This is a genomic window from Agromyces laixinhei, assembly GCF_006337065.1.
In the GTDB taxonomy this organism is placed as follows: domain Bacteria; phylum Actinomycetota; class Actinomycetes; order Actinomycetales; family Microbacteriaceae; genus Agromyces; species Agromyces laixinhei.
In genome coordinates this window covers 124,625-141,929 of record NZ_CP040872.1, presented here as the reverse complement: position 1 = coordinate 141,929, position 17,305 = coordinate 124,625, and the positions used below count along the sequence as shown (strand labels likewise).

At 70.8% G+C, this 17,305-nt stretch carries 17 protein-coding genes; 3 read left to right on the top strand and 14 right to left on the bottom strand.

Translation table 11 applies throughout. From position 1 onward, the window contains the following. Positions 1-43: 43 nt before the first annotated feature. Positions 44-364, top strand: coding sequence for a hypothetical protein (locus FHG54_RS00705; RefSeq protein WP_139415446.1), 321 nt, complete (start codon positions 44-46; stop codon positions 362-364). A 129-nt stretch (positions 365-493) separates the two neighbouring features. After that, positions 494-1,426 carry a DNA-methyltransferase gene (locus FHG54_RS00700; protein WP_415858787.1) on the top strand — a complete coding sequence of 311 codons (933 nt, stop codon included), beginning with the start codon at positions 494-496 and terminating at the stop codon, positions 1,424-1,426. A 132-nt stretch (positions 1,427-1,558) separates the two neighbouring features. On the opposite strand, the gene idi is transcribed toward FHG54_RS00700, so the two are convergent. From idi to FHG54_RS00660, 9 genes are all read right to left on the bottom strand, one after another. Beyond that, positions 1,559-2,062 carry an isopentenyl-diphosphate Delta-isomerase gene (gene idi / locus FHG54_RS00695; RefSeq protein ID WP_233437922.1) on the bottom strand — a complete coding sequence of 168 codons (504 nt, stop codon included), beginning with the start codon at positions 2,060-2,062 and terminating at the stop codon, positions 1,559-1,561. A 146-nt stretch (positions 2,063-2,208) separates the two neighbouring features. Then, positions 2,209-3,615, bottom strand: a complete 1,407-nt coding sequence (locus tag FHG54_RS00690; protein WP_139415444.1) for an alkaline phosphatase family protein — start codon at positions 3,613-3,615, stop codon at positions 2,209-2,211. Further along, positions 3,612-4,772 carry a metabolite traffic protein EboE gene (gene eboE, locus FHG54_RS00685; RefSeq protein WP_139415443.1) on the bottom strand — a complete coding sequence of 387 codons (1,161 nt, stop codon included), beginning with the start codon at positions 4,770-4,772 and terminating at the stop codon, positions 3,612-3,614. Before eboE ends, FHG54_RS00690 begins: the two co-directional genes overlap by 4 nt. Further along, positions 4,772-5,650 carry a TatD family hydrolase gene (locus FHG54_RS00680; protein ID WP_139415442.1) on the bottom strand — a complete coding sequence of 293 codons (879 nt, stop codon included), beginning with the start codon at positions 5,648-5,650 and terminating at the stop codon, positions 4,772-4,774. The genes eboE and FHG54_RS00680 overlap by 1 nt, the downstream gene beginning before the upstream one ends. A 2-nt stretch (positions 5,651-5,652) precedes the next feature. Beyond that, entirely contained in the window at positions 5,653-6,300 is a 648-nt protein-coding gene (locus FHG54_RS16450; protein WP_210415449.1) for an EboA domain-containing protein, read from the bottom strand. Beyond that, a complete protein-coding gene (locus FHG54_RS16445; protein WP_210415448.1) occupies positions 6,297-7,136 on the bottom strand; it encodes a sugar phosphate isomerase/epimerase family protein in 840 nt (279 codons plus the stop codon). Before FHG54_RS16445 ends, FHG54_RS16450 begins: the two co-directional genes overlap by 4 nt. Then, a complete protein-coding gene (locus FHG54_RS00670; protein WP_210415447.1) occupies positions 7,133-8,041 on the bottom strand; it encodes an SCO3242 family prenyltransferase in 909 nt (302 codons plus the stop codon). Before FHG54_RS00670 ends, FHG54_RS16445 begins: the two co-directional genes overlap by 4 nt. Further along, positions 8,038-9,312 (bottom strand): inositol-3-phosphate synthase, encoded by a 1,275-nt coding sequence (locus FHG54_RS00665; RefSeq protein WP_139415441.1) that lies wholly within the window; start codon positions 9,310-9,312, stop codon positions 8,038-8,040. The genes FHG54_RS00670 and FHG54_RS00665 overlap by 4 nt, the downstream gene beginning before the upstream one ends. Before the next feature lie 85 nt (positions 9,313-9,397). Then, a complete protein-coding gene (locus FHG54_RS00660; RefSeq protein WP_139415440.1) occupies positions 9,398-10,516 on the bottom strand; it encodes a polyprenyl synthetase family protein in 1,119 nt (372 codons plus the stop codon). A 423-nt stretch (positions 10,517-10,939) separates the two neighbouring features. Here FHG54_RS00660 and FHG54_RS00655 point away from each other — a divergent pair, with 423 nt between their 5' ends. Beyond that, complete coding sequence (locus tag FHG54_RS00655; protein WP_139415439.1) at positions 10,940-11,266, top strand: hypothetical protein; 327 nt, start codon at positions 10,940-10,942, stop codon at positions 11,264-11,266. Positions 11,267-11,460: 194 nt separating this feature from the next. On the opposite strand, the gene FHG54_RS00650 is transcribed toward FHG54_RS00655, so the two are convergent. The 5 genes from FHG54_RS00650 to FHG54_RS00630 all read right to left on the bottom strand — a co-directional run bounded on the left by FHG54_RS00650 (position 11,461) and on the right by FHG54_RS00630 (position 17,231). Next, on the bottom strand, positions 11,461-12,465 hold the full coding sequence (locus FHG54_RS00650; RefSeq protein WP_139415438.1) for a LacI family DNA-binding transcriptional regulator: 1,005 nt from the start codon (positions 12,463-12,465) through the stop codon (positions 11,461-11,463). A 93-nt stretch (positions 12,466-12,558) separates the two neighbouring features. Continuing rightward, positions 12,559-14,037: a GH1 family beta-glucosidase gene (locus tag FHG54_RS00645; RefSeq protein WP_139415437.1), complete on the bottom strand. Its 1,479-nt coding sequence runs from the start codon at positions 14,035-14,037 to the stop codon at positions 12,559-12,561. Next, complete coding sequence (locus tag FHG54_RS00640; RefSeq protein WP_139415436.1) at positions 14,034-14,855, bottom strand: carbohydrate ABC transporter permease; 822 nt, start codon at positions 14,853-14,855, stop codon at positions 14,034-14,036. Before FHG54_RS00640 ends, FHG54_RS00645 begins: the two co-directional genes overlap by 4 nt. Next, positions 14,852-15,853 carry a carbohydrate ABC transporter permease gene (locus FHG54_RS00635; protein WP_139415435.1) on the bottom strand — a complete coding sequence of 334 codons (1,002 nt, stop codon included), beginning with the start codon at positions 15,851-15,853 and terminating at the stop codon, positions 14,852-14,854. The genes FHG54_RS00640 and FHG54_RS00635 overlap by 4 nt, the downstream gene beginning before the upstream one ends. 97 nt (positions 15,854-15,950) lie before the next feature. Beyond that, the gene (locus FHG54_RS00630) at positions 15,951-17,231 is read right to left on the bottom strand and encodes an ABC transporter substrate-binding protein (protein ID WP_420837420.1); all 1,281 of its coding nucleotides are present in this window, start codon (positions 17,229-17,231) and stop codon (positions 15,951-15,953) included. Between the last annotated feature and the right edge of the window lie 74 nt (positions 17,232-17,305).

The window sequence follows — 17,305 nt, the reverse complement described above, 5'->3', positions numbered from 1 at the left end:
GTGGGGCGGGGGAAGGCTCAGGGATCCCGGTTAGACTCGCCGGGTGGACTGGTGGATGTGGCTCCTGATCGCCGCCGTCGTGCTCGCCTTCGTGGCATTCGCGGTGCGGCGGGGCTGGATCGACCTCTCCGACAAGACCAAGCGCGGTGGCGGCGGTGGCGGCGTGCTGATGATCGGCGACGAGGTCTTCGCGCCGCGCAAGCACGAGGCGCAGATCGAACTCGAGCGGGAGAGCCGGCTCCCGGTTCCAGCGCCGGTGCCGGGCGACGGCGATAAGGGCATCGCCTTCGCCGACGACGGCGCGGATGCCGCTGAGCCCGCGCCCGAAGACCGTTTCCGCGGCTCGATCCGCCTCGACGTCTGACCGCGCGCGCCGCGGTCCGTCTGACCGCGCGCGCCGGGGTCCGTCTGACCGCTCGCGCCGCGGTCCGTCTGACCGCGCGCGCCGCGGTCCACGAGGCCGACACGCGCGCCAGCTGACAGACTGGAGCGCGTGAGCCCCGACGAGCCGAACCGCATCATCCACGCGGACAACCTCGCCGTGCTGCCGACCCTCCCCGACGGGCGCTTCACGCTCGTCTACCTCGATCCGCCGTTCAACACCGGCCGAGCGCAGGCGCGACAGTCGACCCGTCACGTGCGGCTTCCCGACGGGGCGGCGGGCGACGAGATCGCAGCGGATGTCGCGGGGCCGGCCGCATCCGGCACCATCACCGGTTTCGCAGGCAAGCGCTACGAGCGCATCCGCGGCGACCTGCTGCGCTACGACGACCGCTTCGACGACTACTGGGCGTTCCTCGAGCCGCGCCTGGTCGAGGCCTGGCGCCTGCTCGCCGACGACGGCACGCTCTACCTGCACCTCGACTACCGCGAGGCGCACTACGCGAAGGTGCTGCTCGACGCGCTGTTCGGGCGCGAGTGCTTCCTCAACGAGCTGATCTGGGCCTACGACTACGGCGCGAAGACGAAACGCAAGTGGCCGACGAAGCACGACACGATCCTCGTGTACGTGAAGAACCCGAAGAAGTACTGGTTCGACTCGACCGCCGTCGACCGTGAGCCGTACATGGCGCCGGGGCTCGTGACGCCCGAGAAGGCGGCCCTGGGCAAGCTGCCGACCGACGTCTGGTGGCACACGATCGTCTCGCCCGGCGGGCGTGAGAAGACGGGGTACCCGACGCAGAAGCCCGAGGGCATCCTCCGCCGCATCGTGCAGGCGTCGACGCGCGAGGGCGACTGGGTGCTCGACTTCTTCGCGGGCAGCGGCACCACCGGCGCGGTCGCCGCGACGCTCGGCCGCCGCTTCGTGCTCGTCGACGAGAATCCCGAGGCGATCGCCGTCATGAAGGGCCGGTTCACGGATGTCGCGGGCGTCGAGTTCGAGCAGGGCGTCGCGACCCCCGGCGGAGTCGCCGCCGGGACGTGAATCTCGTCGGAGGAACTGAATCTCGTCGGAGGTCGCCGATCCAGTGCCTCCGACGGCACTCGAGACCTCCGACGCGAAGTCAGCGCCGCCGATCCAGTGCCTCCGACGGCACTCGAGACCTCCGACGCGAGGTCAGCGCTGCCGCGCCGGGGGCGTGACGCCGGGCAGGAAGCCCCCGGCCGCGAGCTCGCGCATCTGCAGCACGCTCCACGGGCTGACCAGGTAGGGGGCCTCCTCGATCGAGCGCGCGAAGGCCGACGGATCGACCCAGTGCCAGTCCATGACCTCATCGGATGCCGGTGAGGGATCGCCCGTCAGCTCCGCCACGTAGACCGGGCAGACCTCGTTCTCGACGATCCCGTCGGCCGCGATCGCGCGGTAGCGGAAGCCCGGAAGAGCGAGCCGCAGCGACACGGGCTCCACGCCGAGCTCGGTGCGCAGCCGGCGGCGAACCGCGTCGTCGCCGGGCTCGCCGGGCGCCGGGTGCCCGCAGGCGGTGTTGGTCCAGACGCCGGGCCAGGTGCGCTTGTGCAGCGAACGCCGGGTCAGCAGCATCCGCCCGCCCGAGTCGAAGCCGTAGCACGAGAAGGCGAGGTGCAGCGGGGTGTCGGCGGTGTGCACGGCGGCCTTATCCATCGCGCCGATCGGTGCGCCCGCGGGGTCGAGCAGCACCACCTGCTCGGATGCCGCGGTCACGGCGCCACCGCCAACGCCGCTCAGCGCGCCGCTCAAGCCACCGGCCGCGCCGCTCAGCGCGCCGCCGCGCGCGGCGTCACCCGCGGTCACGGCGCCACCCCCGATGCCGTCGAGACGCCCGACGCCTGCAGCACGAGGTCGCGCACGTTCGCCGCCGGCACGATCTCGCCCGCAGACGTCCAGAACGGCAGGTTCGCGTCGGAGCACAACAGCAGCGGAGTTTCGGCGACGCCGTCGGGAATCCGGCCGTGCGTGCCGCGCACGCACGAGGGGTCGAGCGGCACGACGTTCATCGCGTACCGCAGGCCGATCTTCTTGCGCACGAGGCCGAGGCCCGCCTTCGCCTTCGCGAACCGGTCGGCGGGGTCGAGGAAGAGCTCGGCCGGGTCGTAGCCCGGCTTGCGGTGGATGTCGACGCCGCGTGCGAACTCGGGTGCACGGTCGTCGTCGAGCCAGTAGTAGTACGTGAACCAGGCGCCCGGTTCGGCGATGACGACGAGTTCGCCCGACCGCTCGTGGTCGATGCCGTAGCGCGCCTGCTCGGCGCGGTCGAGCACTTCGTCGACGCCGGGAAGCGCGCGGAGGATCTCGCGGACCCGGGTGAGATCGGCGTCATCGGGCACGTAGACGTGCGCGACCTGATGGTCGGCCACGGCGAAGGCCCGCGACGTCCACGGGTCGAGCTGTTCGCGGCCGTCCTGCGTGTAGACCTCCAGCAACCCCTCGCGCCGCAGCGCCCGGTTGATGTCGACCGGATGCCGCGCGCCGGCGATACCGTACTCGGCGACCGCGATCACGGTGACGCCCGCCGCGGCCGCATCGTCGAGCAGCGGGGCGAGCGCCGCGTCGAGCTCCGCGGCGGCGCGGTCGGCCTCGGGGGCGTCGGGCCCGAAGCGCTGCAGGTCGTAGTCGAGGTGCGGCAGGTAGGCCATCACGAGGTCGGAGCGCTGCTCGCGCATGACCTTGCGCGTGGCCTCGACGATCCACCGGGTCGACACGATGGATGCGGTCGGCCCCCAGTACTGGAAGAGCGGGAACTCGCCGAGGGCGCCGACGAGCTCGTCGTGCAGCGCCGGCGGCCGCACGTAGGCGTCGGGCGACTTGCGGCCGTCGGCGTGGTAGATCGGGCGCGGGGTGACGGTGATGTCGGTGGTCGCCCCCATCGCGTACCACCAGCCGATGTTCGCGGCGGTGAACCCGGGCTGCGTGCGCCGGGCCGTCTCCCAGACCTTCTCGCCCTGCACGAGCCGGTTGTGCTGGCGCCACAGGTGCACCTCGCCCTGGTCGCGGAAGTACCACCCGTTGCCGACGATGCCGTGCTGCGCAGGGGCGAGCCCGGTGAGCATCGTCGACTGCACGCTGCAGGTCACGGCGGGCAGCACGGTGCCGAGTCCGGTCTGCGCGCCCGCGCCCGCCATGGCGCGGAGCCGGGGCATGTGCGAGAGCGCGCGGGGCGTCAGCCCGACGACGTCGAGCAGCAGAACGGATGTCACGAGCGAACCTCCGAGAACGAGCGAGCGGGAGCGGAACGGGGCGGGTCGGCGAGCAGCTCGTCGGCCGCCCAGCGCAGTTCGGCGGCGATGCCGGCGACGAGGTCGCGGGGGGCGCCCGGCAGCACGCTCCAGGTGTAGGTCTCGATGTCGAGGTGCGCCTCGGCGCCGTGCGGGATGCCATGCACGGCCTCGACGGCGGCGCGCAGCACCTCGGTCGTCGCGGAGATCGGTGCGCTCGGCGCGAGATGCAGCGGCACGTGGAAGTGCACCCGCCAGGGCCCGTCGGCCGGCAGATCGGTGAGTGCTTCAGACAGGTCGTCGGCGGCGAGCACCGAACCGTCGGCGGTGAGCTCACGGGTCTGGTGCAGGTAGCGCTGCTCGACGAAGGCGGCGACGGCGTCGCGGCCGGCAGGGTCGCCGGGGCGCTCGACATGCAGCGCGGCCGAGGCCTGCACCTTCACGACGCGCAGGCCCGCGCCGGCGATCTGCCGCACGGCGGCGGCAGGGTCGGCGAACGAGACGGCCAGGTGGCAGGTGTCGAGGCAGATGCCGACGAACTCGGGGTCGATGCCCTCGGCCAGGCGCGGTTCGAGCCAGCGCACGACGTCGTCGACGGTGTCGAGCGTGCAGCCGGGCTCGGGTTCGATCGCGAGGCGTACGGTGCGACCGGTCTCCTCGCGCAGCGCTCTGAGCTCGCGGGAGACGTGCACGAGCGCTTCGGTCGCGCGAGCGTCGTCGTCGGGCGTCCACGGATCGCGCCAGCCGAGCGGCAGCGTCGAGATGCTTCCGGATGCCCCGGCGGGCAGCAGTTCGGCGAGCACACGCGCGCAGTCGAGCGTGTAGGCCGTGCGGCGCGGGTCGGTCCAGTCGGGTCGGTACACGTCGAGCTTCACGACGTCGGCGTGGAACCCGCTGTAGGGGAAGGCGTTGACGGTGAGCAGCACGAGCCCGTTGGCGCCCAGCCGCTCGCGCACCCGCGCCCGATCGGCTGCGCTCGATGCGAGCCGGCGGGCGAGTTCGGCCGGCAGCCACAGCCCGACGCCGAGCCGGTCGAGACCGGCCTGCACGCGCACCGGCCCGGCGAAGGCGTCGAGCTGTTCGAGCACGCCGTCGAGGTCTTCGGCCGGGTGCACGTTGGTGCAGTACGACAGTTCCATCAGGCCTTCGCCCCGCGCAGCACGGAGTTGCCCTCGAAGGTCGCGCCCGAGACATCCGTCGTCGCATCATCGAAGCCGGGCACCGGGTCGAGGTGCAGCCGCCCGCTCTGCCCGTAGAAGGCGACCGGGTTCTGCCAGAGCACCACGTCGACCTCGTCGTCGGTGAAGCCGGCATCGAGCATGGCCTGCCCGGTCTTGCGGGTCTTGAGCGGGTCGGAGTTGCCCCAGTCGGCGGCCGAGTTCACCAGCATCCGCTCGGTGCCGTGCTCGCGCAGGATCGCGACCATGCGCGCCTCGTCCATCTTCGTGTCGGGGTAGATCGAGAAGCCCATCCAGCAGCCGCTGTCGGCGACCGCCGCCACCGTCGTCTCGTTGAGGTGGTCGACGACGACCAGCTCAGGGGCGATGCCGGCGTCGCGGATCACGTCGAGCGTGCGCAGGGTGCCCGCCGCCTTGTCGCGGTGCGGCGTGTGCACCATCGCGGGCAGCTCGAACTCGCGGGCGAGCGCGAGCTGGGCCACGAAGACCTCGTCCTCTTCGGGAGTCATCGAGTCGTAGCCGAGCTCGCCGACCGCGACGACGCCGTCTTTTGCGAGGTAGCGCGGCAGCACGCCCAGCACCTCGCGGCAGCGCGGGTCGTTCGCCTCCTTCGGATTCAGGCCGATCGTGCAGTGATGACGAATGCCGTACTGCGCCGCGCGGAACCGTTCCCAGCCGATCAACCCGTCGAAGTAGTCGGTGAAGCTGCCGACGTTCGTGCGGGGCTGCCCGAGCCAGAAGGCCGGTTCGACGACGGCGCGCACGCCCGCCTGGTACATCGCCGCGTAGTCGTTCGTGGTGCGGGCGCTCATGTGGATGTGCGGGTCGAAGATTCGCATGGTCAGCCTCCCGGCGTGGTGTGGATCGTGGCGAGACGGGTCATGTCGGCGCTGATGTCGCGGCCGGCTGCGCGCCGCTCGGCGATGAGCGCAGCGGCCATGCGCGCGAGCTCGGCGTCGGCTCGATCGTCGATGCCCGAGACGGCCTCGAGCGGGATTCCCATGAAGAGCGCCTTCAGCACGCCGTGACGCCAGCCGTGCTGGTCGAGCTCCCGGGCCGCGAAGTCGCCGAGCGCCGCGGCGACGAGGCGCGGGTCGTTCGTGCGGAGGGCATCGGCGACGAGGTCGCGGCCGGCTGCGACGATCGGCGCTGCGAGCGCGGGCACGGGCTCGGTGTTCAGTGCTGCGGCATTCAGCACCGCGGCATTCAGCCCGCACAGCACGCCGCGCCGCTCGGCGTCGTCGCCGTGGCGGTAGAGCTCGGTGACGGTGCCGGCCGCGGTCTCGGCGTCGACGGCGTCGATGAGCGCCCGCACGAGTGCCGCGCGGGCCAGGTCATCGTCGGTGCCGTGCACGAGGCCGAGCGGATCGTGCTCGGGCTCGATCGGATCGCGCCCGACCGAGCGCCCTGCAGCGGGGAACAGCACCGAGATGCGCTGCGGCTCGGCGGCCACGGTGCCGACCGCGCTGATCGTCCATGGGTGGGTCATCGTTCCTCCAGTGCGTCGCGAATGGCACGGATGCCTCGGGCTGCGGCGCCCGGCGCATCGTGCGAGTGGCGCGGCAGCTCGATGGCCGCCACGCCCCGGTATCCGATCTCGTTCAGGGTGGAGAGGGCCGCGGTGAGGTCGAGCCGCCCCTCGCCGAGTTCGAGATGCTCGTGCACCCCGGGCATCATGTCGTCGACCTGCACGTTCACGAGCAGCGCGCCCGCGGCCCGGAGCGCGCCGACGACCCCTTCGGGCTCGACCGCGACGCAGTGGCCGAGGTCGACGGTGATCCCGAATGCCTCGGGCCGGCCGAGCTCGTCGCGCAGCCGCAGTGCGTCGGCGACCGTCTCGACGAGCATCCCGGGCTCGGGCTCGAAGCCGAGGCGCACGCCTGCCCCGTCGGCGAGGGCGACCACCTCGCGCATGCGCCCCGTCAGCATCGACCAGGCATCGTCGGGCGCGACGTCGCCGGGCACGACCCCCGACCAGAGCGAGACGCAGTCGGCGCGGAGCACCGCCGCGAGCTCGACGGCCCGGCCGAGGAATCGCAGCCGCGGCTCGGCTTCGCGATCGACGAGCGTCGGACGATGCTTCACGAAGGGGTCGAGCAGGTAGCGGCTGCCGGTCTCGACGACGACCGGCCAGCCGAGTTCGTCGAGGCGCTCGCGAAGGTGTGCGGCGCGTTCGAACGCATCGCGGGCGAATGGGTCGAGATGCGGATGGCCGAGTGTCAACGCCAGCGCGCCGTACCCGTTGGCCTCGAGCACGGTGAGGGTGTCGTCGAGGGTGTGGTCGGCGAATCCATTGGTGCCGTAGCCGATGCTGAAGCCGGTCATGTGACGTCGCCCCGCTTGCGGCGCGAGCCGAGCGCCCGTCGCGCGAGGTCGGCGCCCGCGAGGAGCGCGGCCGAGCCGAGCGCTCCGGTGCGGGCGACGAGGGCGGCCTGGAGCGGGATCATCCCGCCGATGCCCCGCGCGCGTCGCGGTGCGCACGTTGCCCGCCGACGGGTCGTCGAGCGTGCGCAACTGCGTCGGCACGGTCGCGGCGACGTAGGCGGCGCTCGCCGCGATGGTGGCGAGCGTCGAGCCGACCCGCCACGCCGTCGATCGCTCCGCCGGGCGTGCATCGATGGCGCCGCGGTCGCCGGTGGCTGCGCAGCGCTGCGCGCTCGCGCGGTGACGGCGAGGCTCGCGCCCGCGACGCCGACCGATCCGCCGTGCACCTCGCCGCGCGACTGCAGCGTGACGCCGGCCGTGTGCAGCGCGAGCGTCGCGGCGGCGGGAACCGCCCTGCTCGCCCCGCCGGCACCCAGCATCACGTCGAGTCCGCGGCACGCGGCCATCGACAGCGGCCCGAACGGCGTCGACTTCGCCACCGTGTTGTAGAGCACGATCGCCCCGACGAGCGGAACCGCGACGCCGAGCCCCCGTCGCCCGCCGCCCGCGGCCGCGAGCGCGACACCTGCCGCGAAGCATCCGCTCACGACCGCGAGCGCGCCTCGCGCCGAGACCCGGCCCGACGGAATCGGCCGCTCGGGCCGCTCCTCGGCGTCGAGGTCTCGATCGGCGTAGTCGTTCAGCGCCATGCCGCCGCTGTAGAGCAGCACGGATGCCGCGGGCAGCAGCCAGCTGCGGCCGGTGAAGCGTGCGCCACCGGCGTGTCCGCCCGCCAACGTGTCGCCGATCACCGTCAGCGCGGCCGGCGCGCGCACGAGATCGAGGATGTCGGCGGGCGAGGTCATACCGGCGTCACCTGGCTCTGCGCCCCGGCGCGCACGCGTGCGCCGGCGGCGTGCGCCCAGTCGTCGAGCGCGGCGGCCTGTTGCGACAGGTCGTGCACGTCGCTGCCCCACGGGTCCTTGAAGAAGAAGCCGAGCTCGGGCACGACCCCGCGGTGGCCGTCGGCAGCTGCGAGCGACAGGAGCCGGGCGATGTCGAGCACGAGCGGTGCGGCGAGCATCGAGTCATAGGCCGACCAGATCGTCTGCATCGTGATGCGCGACGAGAGGAAGCCCTCGGCGTGGATGTGATCCCATGCCGTCTTCAGATCGCCGAGGTCGGGCACGTTGTCGATGTGCAGTGGGGCCACGACGTGGTCGCCGACGAGGCTCACGAGACCGCGGGTCTTCGTCGCGAGCTTGCTGCGCACGGCCTCGGGGTCGGCGAGGGTCGCGCCGTCGCCGCCGCCGAGGATGTTGGAGCCTGTCCACGAGAGCACGCGCATGCCGCGCGCGACGAACATCGGGGCCAGTGCAGTGCGCAGGAGCGTCTCGCCGGTCTTGCCGTCCTGCCCGGCGAAGGCGATGCCGCGCTCGGCGGCCAGGGCGCGAAGCGCCGGCACGCTCATTCCGGCCGATGGGGTGAAGCAGGCGTAGGCGCTGCCCGACTCGATCGCGGCGAGAGCGGCGATCGAACTGGAGGGAAGCAGCGGCCGCGCAGGGTCGTCGAGGGCGGCGGCGAGCAGGGCGGTGTCGTGGTACTCGACATGGTCTTCGGGAATCGGCTCGGTCGAGGAGACGTCGATGACCACGACGCGGCTGAGGTCGTGCCGGTCACGGAACTCCGTGATGTCGGCGGCCATGCGCCGCACGGCCTCGGCCTGCGTGCCCGTGTGCTGCGCGCGGTCGTACCCGGGGCGGATCTCGGCGTCGGTCCGTGCCAGCGCCTCCTCGGTGCCGGCGAGGTAGCGGTGGGCGAGCATTCCGGAGTCGACCATCAACTGCGCGCGCTCGCGCAGCGGGGTCGTGGTGACGTCGTGTCCGCCGATGACGAGGTCGCCGAAGGCGGGCAGCGGAACGTCGGCGAAGGCCTCACCGGCGGTCGTGCAACCGGTCGGCGGGGCGAGCTCGGCGAGCATCGCGTGCAGGCCGACGGCGACGACCGTGCCGATCGAGCCGCGAGCCCCGATCAGCCAGATGCCGACGCGGCCGCCCTGCCATGCGTCGTCGTCGTTCGTCGTCGAGGTCGTCGTCGTCGATGTGGTCGGCGTCGAGGGAGTTTCAGGGCTGGTCATGTCGTTCCTCCGTGTCGTGTCGGGTCGTGTCGTGTCGGGTCGGTGTCGTGTCGGGTCGTGTCGTGTCGGGTCGGTGTCGTGTCGTTCAACTCGTGCGCCCGCGCAGGGATCGGGCGAGAGCAGTCAGGTAGGCGGCGAGTCCATCGGGCAGTCCGGCCTCGGCGAGACGGATGCCGCGTGAGACGTGCTCGTCGATCGTGCGGGAGACCTCGGCCCGTGCGCCGGTACGGGTCACGATGTCGCGCACGGCGGCGGCGTCTGCTTCGGTCGCGGCGGGGTCGCCGAGGGTCGCATCGAGCACCGCCCGGTCGGCGGCGTCGGCCTGACGGTAGGCGATGCGCACGTGCTCGGTGCGCTTGCCCTGACGTACGTCGGAGAGCACCGACTTGCCGGTCGCATCAGCCGAACCGAAGAGTCCGAGCTCGTCGTCGGCGAGTTGGTAGCCGATGCCGAACGCGATGCCGATCTGCCCGAGGCAGTCGAGCCGGGTCGTCGTCGCCGCACCGCTCGCGATCGCGCCGAGGCGGAGCGGCAGCGCGACGCTGTATGCGGCGGTCTTGAGCTCGGCGACGCGCAGCGGATCGGACTCATCGGGTGCCAGCAACTCGGACCTGACGTCGAGCAGCTCGCCCGCGATGGTGAGTTCGAGTGCTGCGGATGCCTCGGCGGCGAGGCTCTGCTGCACCGCCGCGGGTGCCGGGGCTCCGAGCAGCGCGAGCATCGCGGCGTTGATCGCGAGATCACCGGCGAGCACCCCTGCCGTGAGCGCCTGACGCTCGGCCGAGCGTTCGGAGAGGCCCGCGCGCCGGCCGGCGTCGGCGTACTGCGCGATGAGGTTGGGCTCGCCGTGGCGCACCCGGTCGCCGTCGATGATGTCGTCGTGCATGCAGAGGCCGAGGTGCAGGAGCTGCTGGGCGCCGGCGACCTCGCTGAGCAGTGCATCGTGGGTGCCGCCCAGACCGAGGAATGCCGCAGCCACGAGCCTGGGTCGCATGTGCTTGCCGCCGTCGGCCGCGCGTGCGCCGGCGATGAGTTCGGCGACCGCCGGATCGAGTGCGGCGCACCGCGCGTGCACCCGGTCCCACTGGGCCGCGGTGACTGCAGGAGCCCGGCGAGCGAACTCATCCACGAGCGGGGCCAGTGACGGCTCGCTCGTCTCGCGGGCGGAGGTGAGCGCGTGCGCGGTCGCCGGGGTCGGCTTCATTGCTGCTCCTCCGTCGACGGTGACAGGGCGGTGGCGTGCTCCTCGCGGGCGAGGTTCGCGTCGTCTCGTCGTGATGTGTCGACGAAAGTGGCAAAACCGCTCAGTGGATTACTGAAGCACAGCATACGTCGGGCAGAAGTTGAAAGCCAGTCGGCGAAACTTTCGACCGCGCCCGCGAAACCCACCCCGCGCGCGCTGGCACCGAACGCGCATCCACCGAACAGGTCGGAGGACGCGCATCCCGTCGGAGGCAACGGCTCCGCGTCCTCCGACGTGACAATCGTCCTCCGACGCGGGCAGGTACCCCTTGCTGAGACAGGGGGTGCGCGCATACGCTCGAAACACAGGTGATCGTTCTCTCTAGCCCTCGGAGTGCGCATCGATGGAACTCAGTCGAGTTCCACGTGATGTGGGAGGGGCGACATGAAGAGCACGACGCTTTCGCCGCCGAAACCAGCACGAGCCCGCGCCTCCTCACGTGCGGGCGAACGCGCGACCACGTTCCGGCGGCGGGTTGCCGGCCCCGTTCAGGAAGCGACCGCGCCCCCGCGCACGGACGTGCCGTACGGCCTGCTCGATGAACCCGACACCATGAGTTGGCTGGTGCATCGACGCGCCAACGGCCCTGAACCGCACCGGCGTCTGGCACACCTGGCCTCAGAACAGGCACTGGCGCCGGCCGATACCGACCAGGATTCCGGGATGCTGCGGCACCCCGGTGCAGACCCGAAGATGCCGGCCGGGGGGTAGCGCGCATCTTCTGGGAAAGTCGGCGCCGAGGGCGGTGAATCATCCCGTCCTCGGCGCCGGTCATCGAGTCGCCCGCGCGCGAAACGCCTCGGAGGACGTGGAACTCGTCGGAGGCAACGGCTCGGCGTCCTCCGACGCGACAAACGTCCTCCGACGCGGAGCGGCGGCGGCGCGCGCCGCGGCGCGGCGCGCGCCTACGCCGAGGCGCGCCGCACGAGCCGGGTCGGCATGATGTTGCGGCGTGGCACGTCGGTGTCGCCGGCCAGGTGGCGCAGCAGCAGGTCGGCCATCTCGAAGCCCATCTGCTCCGACGGCTGATGCACGGTCGTCAGCGGGATCGCCGCTGAGGTCGCCGCAGGGCTGTCGTCGAAGCCGACGACGGCGACATCGCCCGGCACCGCGCGGCCGCGCTCGCGCAGCACGGCGAGGGCGCCGGTCGCCATGAGGTCGCTCGCCACGAAGAGGCCGTCGAGATCGGGCACCCGGTCGAGCAGGCGCCGAGTCGCCGCGATCGCCCCGGCGACCGTGAAGTCGGCGGACTCCTCCGCGTCCGCAGGCAGCTCGGCGGCCTCCATCGCGAGCCGGAACCCGGTGAGCCGGTCGATGCCGGCGGGCATGTCGAGCGAGCCGGTGATCGTGCCGATGCGGCGGCGACCGATCTCGACGAGATGGGCTGTGCCGAGCCTGCCGCCCTCGACGTTGTCGACGTCGACGAAGGGGTGCTCATCGAACTCCGACGACGGGCGACCGCCGAAGACGAGGGGCACGGTCTTCCCAGCGTCGTGCTGCAGTTCGTCGCCCTCGTGGTGCGAGACGACGAGCGCGCCGTCGACGATGCCCGACCGGAGGTATCGCATGGTCTTGTGGCCCGGGTCGGTCGAGGCGACGAGGAGGTTCAGCAGATAGTCGCTCTCGTCGAGACGCCGCGTGATGCCCTGCACGATCGCGGCGAAGTAGGGATCGCCGAAGAAGCGGGTCACGTCTTCGGGCACGATCAGCGCGATCGCCCCCGCCGTGCGGCTCGCCAGCGACCGAGCGGCGCGGTTGGGCACGTAGTTGAGCTTGGCGATCGCCGCGTTCACGGCAGTGACCACCTCGGGGCTCACCTTCAGGGATCCGTTGACGACCCGGCTCACGGTCGCGCGCGAGACATCCGCCTCTCGGGCGACCGCTTCGAGCGTCGGTGCCGCAGACCGCATTCGATCACCCCCTTGTCTGACGTCATTCTATTTCCGTGCAGCCCGCACTCGTGCCGCCGGAGCCGCCACAGCAGGCACGGTTCAGCGCACGGTTCAGCGCACGGTTCCGGGGCCGGCCAATGCCCGATCGCGAATGATCGCGGCGTAGGCGAGCCCGCTGTCCTTCACGGTTCGCACCTGCGTGTCGTAGTCGACGCGCACCAGGCCGAAGCGCTTGTCGTACCCCCACGCCCACTCGAAGTTGTCCATGAGCGACCAGTAGAAGTAGCCGTGCACGGGCACGCCTTCGTCGATCGCGTCGAGGATCGCGCCGAGGTGGGCCTCGAGGAACTCCGTGCGCTCGGCATCGTGCACGCGCATCTCGCCCGACGCGTCGGTCGTCGGTGCATCGTCGTAGGCGGCGCCGTTCTCGGTGACGAAGAGGCGCACACCGGCGGATGCCGCGTAGTCCTCGTGCACCCGAACGAGGAGATCGCGCAGTCCATCGGGCTGCACCTCCCATTCCATCGCGGTGAGCGGAAGGCCGCGCGGGTGGTTGAAAACGCCGTCGGCGGCGGGGAACGGCGAGCGGATGGCTCGATCGGTCGGCGCCTGCACGAGCAGGGGGTGCTCCGCCGGCCGCTCACTCACGTACTCGCCGTGGTAGTAGTTCACGCCGAGCGTGTCGATCGGGGCCGAGATCACGTCGAGGTCGCCGGGCTGCACGACCGCGTCGAGACCGAGGTGGCCGACGTCGGCGAGCAGGTCGTCGGCGTACTCGCCGCGGAAGATCGGATCGAGGAAGAAGCGGTTGAACTGGCCGTCGATGCGACGCGCAGCGTCGACATCGCCCGGGTTCGTCGGGTCGACCGGCTCGGCGACGGTGAGGTTCAGCGTGATGCCGAGTTCGAGGTCGTCGTCGCGCTCCCGCAACGCCTGCACCGCGAGCCCGTGCGCGAGCAGCAGGTGGTGGCCCGCGGCGAGTCCCGCCGCGACGTCCTGGCGCCCGGGCGCGTGCGCCCCGGCGGTGTAGCTCAGGAACGACGAGCACCACGGCTCGTTGAGCGTCGTCCAGACGTCGAGCCGGTCGCCGAGCGCGTCGTGCATCGCGAGCGCATAGTCGCGGAAGCGGAACGCCGTGTCGCGGTTCGCCCATCCGCCCGCTTCTTCGAGGGTCTGCGGCAGATCCCAGTGGTACAGCGTGAGCCAGGGCTTGATGCCGGCGCCGAGCAACTCCTCGACGAGGCGGGAGTAGAAGTCGAGCCCCTTCGCATTCACCGGGCCGCCGTCGGGTTGCACCCGCGACCACGAACTCGAGAAGCGGTAGCTCGACAGGCCCAGCTCACGCATGAGCGCGACATCCTGGGGCATGCGGTGGTAGTGGTCGCACGCGACATCCCCATCGTCGCCGTTGACGACCGCACCGGGAACGCGGCAGAACGCGTCCCAGATCGAGGCGGTGCGGCCGTCGTCGAAGGCGGCGCCCTCGATCTGGAAGGCGGCGGTCGCGGCGCCGAACAGGAAGTCGGTCGGGAACGGTCGGGGAGTGACATCGGCCACGGTGGTGAGGTCCTTTCGCAGGTCGATGGTCATCCCTTCACGGCTCCCGCCATGATGCCGCTCACGAGCTGCTTGCCCGCGAAGGCGAACAGGATGAGCAGGGGGATCGTCGACAGCAGCACGCCGGCGAGCACGATCGAGTAATCGACGAAGTAGTTCGACTGCAGGAGCGAGAGCGCGACGGGCAGGGTCGGGTCACCCCGGTCCAGCACGATGAACGGCCAGAAGAAGTTGTTCCACGCCGACACGAAGGTGAAGAGCCCGAGCATCGCGGCGGCGGGCCGCGCGGCCGGGAGCGCGACCGTGAGGAACGTGCGGAACGAGGACGCACCGTCGACGCGCGCGGCCTCGATGAGCTCGTCGGGAACGGCCTGCTGCAGGTACTGGGTCATCCAGAACACCCCGAATGCGCTCGTGAGCGCGGGAATGATGATCGCACCGATGTTGCCCGTCCAGCCGAGTTCGGCGAAGAGGATGTAGAGCGGCACGACGCCGAGCTGCGTGGGCACCGCCATGGTCGCGACCACGAACACGAGCAGCCACTTCGAGCCGCGGAACCGCAGCTTCGCGAACGCCCAGCCGGCGAGCGTCGAGAAGAAGACGACGGATGCCGCGATGAGCGCCGAGCTGTAGACGGAATTCCAGAGCGCGCGCCAGAAGTTCACGGCCGGGTCATTGATGACGGATGCCGCGTTCGCCAGGAAGTTGCCGCCGGGCCACCACGACATGTTCGGGTCGCGGATGGTCGACGCGTCTCCGGAGCCGATGAGCATCGACCAGTAGAAGGGGAACAGCGCGGCGCCGAGCACGACCGCGAGGCTCGCGTACACGAACCATCCGGGGCGCTTCATCTGTTGCTCCCTTCGTTGCGCACGAGTCTTCGGGTGACGAGCAAGTTGATGACGCCGATCGCGAGGATGATCAGGAAGAGGATCCAGGCGAGCGCAGCTGCGCGGCCGAAGTTCCACTGCCCCCAGCCGATGTCGTAGAGGTACAGGGTGATCGTCAGCCACTGCGAATCGGCGCCGCCGGTGCCGAACTGGTCGTACATGCGCGGCTCGTCGAAGATCTGGAGGCCGCCGATCGTCGAGGTGATGATCACGAAGATGAGGGTCGGCCGGAGGCTCGGCACCGTGATGGCGAAGAACTGGCGAAGCCGGCCGGCTCCGTCGATGGCGGCGGCCTCGTAGTAGTCGCGCGGGATCGCCTGCATCGCGGCGAGGAGGATCAGCGTGTTGTACCCGGTCCAGCGGAAGTTCACCATCGTCGCGATCGCGATGTGGCTCGCGAAGGCGTCGCTGTGCCACGGCACGGAGGCGAAGCCGAGATCGTTCAGCACGGAGTTCACGAGACCGTACTGGTCGCCGAACATGTTGCTGAAGATGAGGGCCACGGCGACCGGCGCCATGACGTAGGGCACGAGCACGCCCATGCGCCAGAACGTCTTCGCGCGGATGTTCTGGTCGAGCATCGCGGCGATGAAGATCGCGAGCACGAGCTGCGGCACGCTCGAGAGCAGGAAGATGCTGAAGGTGTTGCGCAGGGCGACCCAGAACTTCGGTTGCCCGAGCACGTAGGCGTACTGGTCGAACCCGATGAAGGTGCCGGTGCCGCGCACGAGATCCCAGTCCATGAAGGAGATCACGGCGGTGTACGCGATCGGGAAGAGCCCGGTCACGATGAAGAGGATGAAGAACGGCGAGATGTAGAGGTAGGGCGACAGCTTCAGATCCCACCGGCTGAGGCGGTGCGAGAAGGCGATGCGCCGGATGCCTCGGGGCGGGGGGCCGGCCCGGCCCGGGCCGGGCGTGCCGGTGCGGATCGGGGCATCCGTCTCGGTGGCGGTCATGGGGTCCTCCGTACGCGTGCGGTATTCAGGAACGGACGTCTCTCCGCTCGGCGTGTCGCGCCGCTGGCGACGCGACACGCCCGAGAGGCTCCTGAGATCAGCCGATGGCGTCGACTTCGGAGACCCACTGGTCCCATGAGGCCTGCTGGTCTTGCGTGCCGTCTTCGACACGGGTCAGGGCCTTCTGCATCGCGTCGTTGATCTGGAAATAGAACTCGCCCTTGAACGGGGAGACCTCGACGGCGTTCGCACGCTCGATGAAGAGCTCACCGACCGGTGCATCGTTGAAGTACTCGTTCACGAACCCGGTCAGCGCCTCGTCCTCGTACGCGTCGACCTGGCTCGGGAAGGTGCCCGCGTTCACGAACGCCTTGATCTGCTGCTCTGGCGCGGTGAGCCAGTCGGCGAGCTTCTGCGCCTCCTCGACGTGTTCGCCGTCGGCCGGCACGGTCAGGTAGGAGCCGCCCCAGTTGCCGCCGCCGTTCGGGAAGACGTTCGCGACGTCCCATCCGGTGACGCCCTCGGCATTGCCCGAGATGACGCCGAGCATCCAGCCGGGGCAGAGCATGGTCGCGAAGGCGCCGTTCGAGAGGCCGGCGAACCAGTCGTCGCTCCACTGCCCGAGATGGGCGGATTGCGTGGCGCTCGCCTCGAGCACCTGGTTGTAGATGTCTTCGACCTCAGCGTTGTCGGTCGCGATGATCTCGCCGGAGTCGGGGTCTTCGTAGGCCGCTTCGACCTGGTTGATCATGCCCTGGTAGCTGCTGGCGGCCGAGTCGAACCAGGCCTTGCCGGTCGCGGCGGAGTACTGCGCACCGACGTCGAAGTACGTGTTCCAGTCGCCCTCGAGCAATGTCGCGACCGACTCGCGGTCGGTGGGCAGGCCGGCTGCGGCGAAGAGGTCGGAGCGGTAGCACACGGCCTCGGGGCCGATGTCGGTGCCGTACCCGATCAGCCGGTCGTCGGTGTCGGTCGCGGCCCCGGCCTTCCAATCGAGCCACCGGTCGCTCAGGTCGGCGGGGACCTCGGCCAGCAGATCGGAGTACTGCATGACCTCGGGCAGCCAATCGACCTCGATCGCCTCGATGTCGGCGAGCCCTCCCTTTCCGAGCTTCTGGAAGTAGTTGGCGCGGGCCTCATTCGTCGTCGCCGCCTTGTTGTGCACGACCGTGATGTCGGGGTTGTCGTCCATGTACTCCTGCAGGAGTTCGTCGGTGTAGCCGAAGTCGTTGAACGTGGCGACGGTCAGTTCGATCGCGCCGCCGTCGCCTCCGCCTTCGGAGCCGGTCGACGGTGAACAACCGGTGGCGATGAGGGCGATGGATGCGGCGCCTGTTACTGCGGCGATCGCCTTGGTGCGTGAGAGCTTCACGGTCACTCCTTTGTGTGCGTGTGTGCGTGGGTGTGCGTGCGTGCGTGGGTGTGCGTGCGTGCATGTGCGTGCGTGCGTGT

Excerpts from the sequence above, each read along its gene's own strand:
- FHG54_RS16450 (WP_210415449.1), bottom strand. The coding sequence starts at position 6,300 with ATGACCCACCCATGGACGATCAGCGCGGTCGGCACCGTGGCCGCCGAG.
- idi (WP_233437922.1), bottom strand. The coding sequence starts at position 2,062 with ATGGATAAGGCCGCCGTGCACACCGCCGACACCCCGCTGCACCTCGCC.
- FHG54_RS00670 (WP_210415447.1), bottom strand. The coding sequence starts at position 8,041 with ATGACCTCGCCCGCCGACATCCTCGATCTCGTGCGCGCGCCGGCCGCG.
- FHG54_RS00645 (WP_139415437.1), bottom strand. The coding sequence starts at position 14,037 with ATGACCATCGACCTGCGAAAGGACCTCACCACCGTGGCCGATGTCACT.
- FHG54_RS00680 (WP_139415442.1), bottom strand. The coding sequence starts at position 5,650 with ATGCGAATCTTCGACCCGCACATCCACATGAGCGCCCGCACCACGAAC.
- FHG54_RS00650 (WP_139415438.1), bottom strand. The coding sequence starts at position 12,465 with ATGCGGTCTGCGGCACCGACGCTCGAAGCGGTCGCCCGAGAGGCGGAT.
- FHG54_RS00635 (WP_139415435.1), bottom strand. The coding sequence starts at position 15,853 with ATGACCGCCACCGAGACGGATGCCCCGATCCGCACCGGCACGCCCGGC.
- eboE (WP_139415443.1), bottom strand. The coding sequence starts at position 4,772 with ATGGAACTGTCGTACTGCACCAACGTGCACCCGGCCGAAGACCTCGAC.
- FHG54_RS16445 (WP_210415448.1), bottom strand. The coding sequence starts at position 7,136 with ATGACCGGCTTCAGCATCGGCTACGGCACCAATGGATTCGCCGACCAC.
- FHG54_RS00655 (WP_139415439.1), top strand. The coding sequence starts at position 10,940 with ATGAAGAGCACGACGCTTTCGCCGCCGAAACCAGCACGAGCCCGCGCC.
- FHG54_RS00640 (WP_139415436.1), bottom strand. The coding sequence starts at position 14,855 with ATGAAGCGCCCCGGATGGTTCGTGTACGCGAGCCTCGCGGTCGTGCTC.
- FHG54_RS00665 (WP_139415441.1), bottom strand. The coding sequence starts at position 9,312 with ATGACCAGCCCTGAAACTCCCTCGACGCCGACCACATCGACGACGACG.
- FHG54_RS00660 (WP_139415440.1), bottom strand. The coding sequence starts at position 10,516 with ATGAAGCCGACCCCGGCGACCGCGCACGCGCTCACCTCCGCCCGCGAG.